Genomic DNA, 8,540 nt, shown 5'->3' with positions numbered 1-8,540 from the left:
TCGGCTACGAACCGAGCGGTCGGAGGTTCGAATCCTCCCGGATGCACCATATTCTCCGTAATCTTCAGCGATGATGGTATGGAAGAGGCGATGGTAATCACCGTCTGCTCCAGGGAGGATAACGTTGCGGCAGCAACGGCCCGAAGGGCGAACGCCAGTGAGTCATCCTCCCGGATGCACCATCTTCTGCAAAAAATCCCCTTCAAAAATATTTCATTTCTAAATAACTATTTTATCCATTTCCTGAATATTCTTCTCCTTCGCCATCAGCGACAAAATCAAGCAATTACGCTAAAGTAGCGTCATATTTTTCGACTTGCGAGAAGACCATGTACGAGCGTTATGCAGGTTTAATTTTTGATATGGATGGCACAATCCTGGATACGGAGCCTACGCACCGTAAAGCGTGGCGCGAAGTATTAGGGCACTACGGTCTTCAGTACGATGTTCAGGCGATGATTGCGCTTAATGGCTCGCCCACGTGGCGCATTGCTCAGGCGATTATTGAACTGAATCAGGCCGATCTCGACCCGCATGCGCTGGCGCGTGAAAAAACAGAAGCAGTCAGAAGCATGTTACTCGATAGCGTCGAACCACTCCCCCTTGTTGAAGTGGTGAAAAGCTGGCACGGACGTCGACCAATGGCTGTAGGAACGGGGAGTGAAAGCGCCATCGCTGAGGCACTGCTAACGCACCTGGGATTACGCCGTTATTTTGACGCCGTTGTTGCTGCCGATCACGTCAAACATCATAAACCTGCGCCAGACACATTTTTGTTGTGCGCGCAGCGTATGGGCGTGCAACCAACACAGTGTGTGGTCTTTGAAGATGCTGATTTCGGTATTCAGGCGGCCCGTGCTGCAGGCATGGACGCTGTGGATGTTCGCTTGCTGTGAGTGAAGCTTTATCGCTTTTCTCGTTGTTTGCCAGTAGTTTCCTCAGCGCTACACTATTACCCGGTAATTCCGAAGTCGTGCTGGTGGCCATGTTGCTTTCCGGGGTAAGTCATCCTTGGGTTTTAGTTTTAACAGCAACAATGGGTAATAGCCTTGGAGGGTTAACTAACGTTATCCTTGGGCGTTTCTTTCCATTGCGTAAAACATCGCGCTGGCAAGAGAAAGCTACCGGCTGGCTGAAACGCTATGGTGCAGTCACGCTATTATTAAGCTGGATGCCCGTGGTTGGCGATTTACTGTGTCTGTTAGCGGGATGGATGCGCATCTCCTGGGGGCCAGTAATCTTTTTTTTGTGCCTTGGTAAAGCGTTACGTTATGTTGCAGTTGCAGCAGCGACCGTTCAGGGCATGATATGGTGGCACTAATTGTAGGCCTGCACACATGGTCACCATTACAGTTATGCTAATTAAAACGATTTTGACAGGCGGGAGGTCAACTTGATCCCGGACGTATCACAGGCGCTGGCCTGGCTGGAAAAACATCCTCAGGCGTTAAAGGGGATACAGCGTGGGCTTGAGCGCGAAACTTTGCGTGTTAATGCTGATGGCACACTGGCAACAACAGGTCATCCTGAAGCATTAGGTTCCGCACTGACGCATAAATGGATTACTACCGATTTTGCGGAAGCATTGCTGGAATTTATTACACCAGTGGATGGTGATATTGAACATATGCTGACCTTTATGCGCGATCTGCATCGCTATACGGCGCGCAATATGGGCGATGAGCGGATGTGGCCGTTAAGTATGCCATGCTATATCGCAGAAGGTCAGGACATCGAACTGGCACAGTATGGCACTTCTAACACCGGACGCTTCAAAACGCTGTACCGTGAAGGGCTGAAAAATCGCTACGGCGCGCTGATGCAAACCATTTCCGGCGTGCACTACAATTTCTCTTTGCCCATGGCATTCTGGCAAGCGAAGTGCGGCGATATCTCGGGCGCTGATGCCAAAGAGAAAATTTCTGCGGGCTATTTCCGCCTTATTCGCAATTACTATCGTTTCGGTTGGGTCATTCCTTATCTGTTTGGCGCGTCTCCGGCGATTTGTTCTTCTTTCTTGCAAGGAAAACCAACGTCGCTGCCGTTTGAGAAAACCGAGTGCGGTATGTATTACCTGCCGTATGCGACCTCTCTTCGTTTGAGCGATCTTGGCTATACCAACAAATCGCAAAGCAATCTTGGTATCACCTTCAACGATCTCTACGAGTACGTAGCGGGCCTTAAACAGGCAATCAAAACGCCATCGGAAGAGTACGCGAAGATTGGTATTGAGAAAGACGGTAAGCGGTTGCAAATCAACAGCAATGTGCTGCAGATTGAAAACGAACTGTACGCGCCGATTCGTCCAAAACGCGTTACCCGCAGTGGCGAGTCGCCTTCTGATGCACTGTTACGTGGCGGCATTGAATATATTGAAGTGCGTTCGCTGGACATCAACCCGTTCTCGCCGATTGGTGTAGATGAACAACAGGTGCGATTCCTCGATCTGTTTATGGTCTGGTGTGCGCTGGCTGATGCACCGGAAATGAGCAGTAGCGAGCTTGCCTGTACACGCGTTAACTGGAACCGGGTGATCCTCGAAGGTCGCAAACCGGGCCTGACGCTGGGTATCGGCTGCGAAACCGCGCAGTTCCCGTTGCCGCAGGTGGGGAAAGATTTGTTCCGCGATCTAAAACGCGTGGCGCAAACGCTGGATAGCATTAACGGCGGCGAAGCGTACCAGAAAGTGTGTGATGAACTGGTCGCCTGCTTCGATAATCCCGATCTGACTTTCTCTGCCCGTATCTTAAGGTCTATGATTGATACTGGTATTGGCGGAACAGGTAAAGCGTTTGCTGAAGCGTACCGTAATCTGCTGCGTGAAGAGCCGCTGGAAATTCTGCGTGAAGAGGATTTTGTAGCCGAGCGCGAGGCATCTGTACGCCGTCAGCAGGAAATGGAAGCCGCTGATACCGAACCGTTTGCGGTGTGGCTGGAAAAACACGCCTGACAGAAAAGAAAAAGGCCACTCGTGAGTGGCCAAAATTTCATCTCTGAATTCAGGGATGATGATAACAAATGCGCGTCTTTCATATACTCAGACTCGCCTGGGAAGAAAGAGTTCAGAAAATTTTTAAAAAAATTACCGGAGGTGGCTAAATGCCGTTGTTAGATAGCTTCACAGTCGATCATACCCGGATGGAAGCGCCTGCAGTTCGGGTGGCAAAAACAATGAACACCCCGCATGGCGACGCAATCACCGTGTTCGATCTGCGCTTCTGCGTGCCGAACAAAGAAGTGATGCCAGAAAGAGGGATCCATACCCTGGAGCACCTGTTTGCTGGTTTTATGCGTAACCATCTGAACGGTAATGGCGTTGAGATTATCGATATCTCGCCAATGGGCTGCCGCACCGGTTTTTATATGAGTCTGATTGGTACGCCAGATGAGCAGCGTGTTGCTGATGCCTGGAAAGCGGCAATGGAAGACGTGCTGAAAGTGCAGGATCAGAATCAGATCCCGGAACTGAACGTCTACCAGTGTGGTACTTATCAGATGCATTCGTTGCAGGAAGCGCAGGATATTGCGCGTAATATCCTGGAACGTGACGTACGCATCAACAGCAACGAAGAGTTGGCGCTGCCGAAAGAAAAGTTGCAGGAATTGCACATCTAGTCAATTGAAGAGGCCGGGCTGGTGAAATCACCGCCCGGCTTTTATTACCTGTCAGTCACCCAATATTCCACACTATGTGCTTCATCAGGTTGAGGAACTTCCAGCCTTGAGGCCATCCGCATCACGACCGTTTCAGGAACTGCATACTCGCGTCTGGCATTTTGCTGCTTCCATTGTGCCCATGGCACTTCCAGATAAACGATCTTTACTCGTGCACCGTAAGCCGTAAACAGACTGGTGAGCTGGCTACGCAGCTGGCGGGTAATGTTCGTTGCATTCCAGATGAACGGCTTCTTCTGGCGTAAAAAAACGCGCGCCTCTTCTTTTGCCTGTTGCACAATACGCCCGGTGGCGGTTTTGTCGTCCGGACTGGCATTGATTCACCGCCGCATATCATCAAGGCTGATAACGTTCACTCTCTGGCACTGTTCACTGATAAAGCGATCTTTGCCCATACCCGGTAAACCACACAGCAAAATAACCTCAAAAGATTCAGCCTCCCAGGGAACAAAATCAGGAGAACTTTGTTCATGGGTCAGGTAATGCCAGCGTGCGGAATCCGAAGCGAATGAACGCACTTTTCCCCAGCATTGTTGCTCCTGGCAAAATAGCTCGAACAGATCGATGCGTTCCAGCATTGATTGCTGATCATGACAATGGCGACCAAGCAGATCGGCACGAGCAAGCAAAGCGAGCAGACGCGTGTCGATGCGCATTGCAGCCGTGAGCAGCAAACGCTCCGGTTCCGGACGTTCCAGTAACCATAGCGGTAACCCATGCAGACGCACCAGCGCAACGATTTGCTCGCGTAGCACGAACGGCGTTGGGATATCGCGCCATAAAATTTGTCGGGCCGTCAGTTCGCCCCGACGAGCATGACCAGGGGACTGAATACGTCCGTTTTCCTGCACGGTAGTACTGCGCTTTTCAACGTCATGCAATAACGCCGCCGCCCATAAAATTTCCTGCTGCTGAGCGGGGAGTTGCTGAAACTCAGCCATCGCAACGAGTGCGTTCAGCACCATTTCAGTATGCACACCAACGTCGCCTTCACCATGATGCTCCGGGTCTTGCGGCGTGTTATGCATATCCTCAACCCAGCTAAAACGCTGGCGTAGCGTCGACCAGCGTTTGTCGTCGGTAAGTTGCCAAATCATGACTGTTCTCCATAAGCGAACTCATGGGCCATCCGCGCCCGTCGCCAGTGGCGTTTCCAGTGCTCGGTGGTTTTGACATGATTTTTGCGTACATACTTGAAGACGTTATGCGAAAAGTCAGCGACGGAAAACGCATCACTATTCCGGCTGACAATGCCTTCCAGCGTACAGGGTTGCCCGGTTTGTGTATCCCAGGGATCGAACGCGCCGCGCGCATTGGTCAGTGCCAGAAAATCACGTTGCCAGCTTTTTTCATCATTCCCCGGCTGCGGGGCGGAGATTTCGGGAACGCAGGGGAAATCAAACAGAGCGGCGTAAAACTGCACCTCTTCCCAGCTCAGCCACATATCCTGGCAGCGAACGGCAAACAGGTAAAAGTCCTGTTCCAGAGCGCGATATTCAATCGAATGAACGGCATAAAGATTTTCACCAAACAACTCCAGATCGCCGAGATCGTTTTTCAGCAGTTGCCAGCGTTGGCGAATTTTATAGGTCCATGCCGATTGTGTAGGCGCGGCATGGGAACGGGCAAACACGCCGTAGCGGTTAAGGCAGTTATTTTCACCGTCGAGTTTTTCTGTGTGCACCAATTGCGTGATGGCCTGTAAATCCTGCCAGTAATCGGTGTTAATACGGTCATCGCTGGTGGTGCCAGGGGAGAAAGGATAATGCCAGGTTCTCCCGTATTTTCGTTGGGTATTCATAATAATCCATTATTTTGTGTGTAATAAATGTACGCCCGCGAGGGTGCGAGTTATGGGGTTAAAAGAAAAATGTGAGTATCACCCGCGAAAGCGAGGGCGAAGAAAAAAGAGAGTTAACAACCTGAGCGAATGCTCAGAACCGGTTAATGGTGAATGGAAGAGTTTGGGGCGGCGAAAAGATACACCGTTTGAGATGATAAAACAACCGTTTACAGAATGAGCAAATAAAAAGGGAGCCGCAGCTCCCTTTAACAACCTTAGTGTGCACCGCCTCCGCCGCCACCTGCGCCAAATGGCGGTTTAGCAAACCACACCAGCCCCAGCAGGACGAGGAATATCCCGGCTGACATCCAGAAGATCTCATTGGCGGAAATAATCAGCCCCTGATTGGTGATCTGCTGGGCAATCCAGCCTGATGCCTGTTGTTGCGTCATCCCCAGCCCTTCCAGTTGGCTGTACATCGCCTGAGCGTTCGGGTTAAACGGGTTTACCGACTCGGTTAACTGTGCGTGGTGCATCGACTCGCGGTTAGTCCACATGGTGGTGGTGATGGATGTGCCGATAGACCCCGCCAGCGTTCGCGTAAAGTTAGAGAGGCTCGATGCCGCCGCCAGTCGTTCCGGTGGCAAACCAGACAGCGTAATGGTGGTCAGCGGCATAAAGAAGCAGGCCACTGCGAAGCCCTGGATAAACTGTGGCCAGGCCGACGCACCAAAATCCATACCCGGTTCAAAGGTATAGGCACGCCAGTAGAAGCAGACGGCATACATGATAAAGCTGAAGGTTACCAGTCGCCGCATATCCAGTTTATGCGCGAAGCGGCCGATAATCGGCGACAGGATCACCGGAATAATCCCTACCGGCGCAGAGGCAAGCCCCGCCCAGGTTGCTGTATAGCCGTAGACTTCTTGCAATAACTGCGGCAGCAGAACAATCGCGCCGAAGTAAAGCATATACGCGAGGCTGATACACAAGCAGCCGATGGTGAAGTTGCGCGATTTAAACAACGACAGATCCACTATCGGATTATCGTCAGTTAGTTCCCAGACAATGAGGAAGCTGATAGCCACCACCGCCACCACGGTGAGGATGATTATTTCCTGCGATGAGAACCAGTCCAGCTCTTTACCACGGTCGAGCATAATCTGCAGGCTGCCGATACCAATCACCAGCAGTGCCAGCCCCACGGCATCAATCCGCCGCCGTTCGGTGCGGGTTTCGCGTCCGCGCAGGGTTTGCAGTGTCATCAACACCACCGCCACGCCAATCGGCACGTTAATGAAGAATATCCAGCCCCAGTGGTAATTATCGCTGATATAACCGCCGAGGATCGGGCCGCAAATTGGCGCGACAATCACCGTCATCGACCACAACGCCAGCGCGATCGAGCGTTTTGCTGGCGGGTAGTTATTCAGCAATAGACTTTGCGAAAGCGGGATCAACGGCCCGGCGACAATTCCCTGAATCACGCGGAAGAAGATCAGCATATTCAGGCTGCTGGAGACACCACACGCCCACGACGCAATAGCAAAGGCGATGGTCGACCAGAGGAACAGCTTCACTTCCCCAACGCGCTTTGCCAGCCAGCCGGTAAGCGGGATCGAGATGGCATTCGCCACCCCGAAAGAAGTGATTACCCACGTTCCCTGGCTGAGCGATGAGCCCAGATTCCCGGCGATAGTGGGGATCGCCACGTTAGCAATGGTGGAGTCCAGCACCTGCATGAATGTCGCTAGTGACAGCGCAATCGTCATAATGACCAGTTGCGCGCCTTCCAGCGGTTTTTGCTGTTGCATCACACGCACCTCTGGATTAGCCAGCGTTAGCTTTTACGATATCGTCGATCAGTTTATTGACAGGTGCCAGGCTGATTTCACGCGCGGTGCTTACCGCGACCGGTGTGGAACGTACTTTATTTGCCAGTACCTGACCGTCACGGTTAGTGGTATTGACGCTCACCAGCGTGGATAAACCGATACGCAGCGGGTATTGTTCCAGCTGTTTCTGGTCCAGTTCAATACGAACAGGCAGACGCTGAACGACTTTGATCCAGTTACCGGTGGCGTTTTGCGCCGGAAGCAGCGAGAACGCGCTACCTGTGCCCATATCCAGACCAACCACTTTACCGGTGTATTTCACATCATCGCCGTAAATATCGGTGGTGATGGTGACCGGCTGACCGATACGCATATTGGCAATCTGCGTCTCTTTAAAGTTGGCATCCACCCACATATTGGTGGCTGGAACGACCGCCATCAGCGGCGTCGTTGGGCTAATTTGCGCCCCAGGCTGTACTGCTCGGCGGGAGACATAACCGGTCATCGGACTGACAATACGGGTACGCTCCAGCGCCAGCCAGGCGTTACGTACTTCGGTGGCAGCCTGTTGCACGGCAGGCTGATCTTCCAGTTTAGTCCCCAGAATCATCGCCTGATTGGCATTGTATTGTTGAATGGCGACATCCAATTGCGCCTGGGCACTGGTCACCGCGTCGCGGGCATGTTGCAGCTCTTCGCGACCAATCAGGTTGGCATTGCCCAGCGGCACACGACGGTTGTAGTCGCTTTGTGCTTTCGCGAGGGCGATTTTCTGCACCTCAATATTCGCCTGTAACTGTTTGCTGTTAATCATCAGCTGGTGGGTTTGGCGAACGCTGGAAGCCAGTGCCGTTTTGGCTTTTTCAAATGCCTGGCGAGCATCCGTCGGGTCGAGAGTGACCAGCACATCGCCTTCTTTTACAAAATCGGTGTTATCGGCCCAGACTTTCGTCACGCTGCCAGACACCTGAGACATAATTTGAATCTGATTCCCTGCCACGTATGCGTCATCGGTTTCTTCGAAATGACGCAGTACCAAAAACCAATAAATCCCTATCGCTACGGCAATAATTATAAAGAGCAAGGTGAGAAGGAGGAGCAGACGCTTACGTTTGCCGCTCTTCTTTACCGGTTGCTGCGGGGTTTGAGTCTCCGCATTTGCGCTCATATTGTTCTCCACGATCTTCTTAACTCATCGGCTGAGCCGACCTGCTTGCCAAAAAGGCCAGCATGTTGCGATGCTGGCC

The 8,540-nt window shown here is 52.0% G+C and carries 8 protein-coding genes and 1 pseudogene; 5 read left to right on the top strand and 4 right to left on the bottom strand.

The window, feature by feature from the left end; translation table 11 throughout:
- The 5 genes from HEN33_RS26185 to luxS all read left to right on the top strand — a co-directional run.
- Positions 1–300: hypothetical protein (locus tag HEN33_RS26185; RefSeq protein ID WP_207108967.1), on the top strand; the 300-nt coding region annotated here is incomplete at its 5' end.
- A 29-nt stretch (positions 301–329) separates the two neighbouring features.
- On the top strand, positions 330–896 hold the full coding sequence (gene yqaB / locus HEN33_RS18055) for a fructose-1-phosphate/6-phosphogluconate phosphatase (protein WP_032184973.1): 567 nt from the start codon (positions 330–332) through the stop codon (positions 894–896).
- On the top strand, positions 893–1,321 hold the full coding sequence (locus HEN33_RS18050) for a YqaA family protein (protein WP_001287461.1): 429 nt from the start codon (positions 893–895) through the stop codon (positions 1,319–1,321). Before yqaB ends, HEN33_RS18050 begins: the two co-directional genes overlap by 4 nt.
- A 72-nt stretch (positions 1,322–1,393) precedes the next feature.
- Entirely contained in the window at positions 1,394–2,950 is a 1,557-nt protein-coding gene (gshA, locus tag HEN33_RS18045; RefSeq protein WP_176262657.1) for a glutamate--cysteine ligase, read from the top strand.
- A gap of 149 nt (positions 2,951–3,099) precedes the next feature.
- Positions 3,100–3,615 (top strand): S-ribosylhomocysteine lyase, encoded by a 516-nt coding sequence (luxS, locus tag HEN33_RS18040; RefSeq protein ID WP_001130208.1) that lies wholly within the window; start codon positions 3,100–3,102, stop codon positions 3,613–3,615.
- A gap of 44 nt (positions 3,616–3,659) precedes the next feature.
- Here luxS and HEN33_RS18035 read toward each other — a convergent pair.
- The 4 genes and pseudogenes from HEN33_RS18035 to emrA form a co-directional block, all read right to left on the bottom strand.
- A pseudogene (locus HEN33_RS18035) lies at positions 3,660–4,772 on the bottom strand (AAA family ATPase).
- Positions 4,769–5,476 (bottom strand): RNA ligase family protein, encoded by a 708-nt coding sequence (locus tag HEN33_RS18030; protein WP_176262656.1) that lies wholly within the window; start codon positions 5,474–5,476, stop codon positions 4,769–4,771. Before HEN33_RS18030 ends, HEN33_RS18035 begins: the two are co-directional and overlap by 4 nt.
- Positions 5,477–5,733: 257 nt before the next feature.
- Entirely contained in the window at positions 5,734–7,272 is a 1,539-nt protein-coding gene (gene emrB / locus HEN33_RS18025) for a multidrug efflux MFS transporter permease subunit EmrB (protein WP_012599898.1), read from the bottom strand.
- A 16-nt stretch (positions 7,273–7,288) separates the two neighbouring features.
- Positions 7,289–8,461, bottom strand: a complete 1,173-nt coding sequence (gene emrA, locus HEN33_RS18020; RefSeq protein ID WP_001295175.1) for a multidrug efflux MFS transporter periplasmic adaptor subunit EmrA — start codon at positions 8,459–8,461, stop codon at positions 7,289–7,291.
- Positions 8,462–8,540 lie beyond the last annotated feature (79 nt).

Source organism: Escherichia sp. 94.0001, from assembly GCF_013369155.2.
GTDB classification, from domain to species: Bacteria; Pseudomonadota; Gammaproteobacteria; order Enterobacterales; family Enterobacteriaceae; genus Escherichia; species Escherichia coli_F.
This window is presented reverse-complemented; position numbering and strand designations above follow the sequence as displayed.

Coding starts and splice junctions, on each gene's coding strand:
- yqaB (WP_032184973.1), top strand. CDS start 330: ATGTACGAGCGTTATGCAGGTTTAATTTTTGATATGGATGGCACAATC.
- luxS (WP_001130208.1), top strand. CDS start 3,100: ATGCCGTTGTTAGATAGCTTCACAGTCGATCATACCCGGATGGAAGCG.
- HEN33_RS18030 (WP_176262656.1), bottom strand. CDS start 5,476: ATGAATACCCAACGAAAATACGGGAGAACCTGGCATTATCCTTTCTCC.
- emrB (WP_012599898.1), bottom strand. CDS start 7,272: ATGCAACAGCAAAAACCGCTGGAAGGCGCGCAACTGGTCATTATGACG.
- emrA (WP_001295175.1), bottom strand. CDS start 8,461: ATGAGCGCAAATGCGGAGACTCAAACCCCGCAGCAACCGGTAAAGAAG.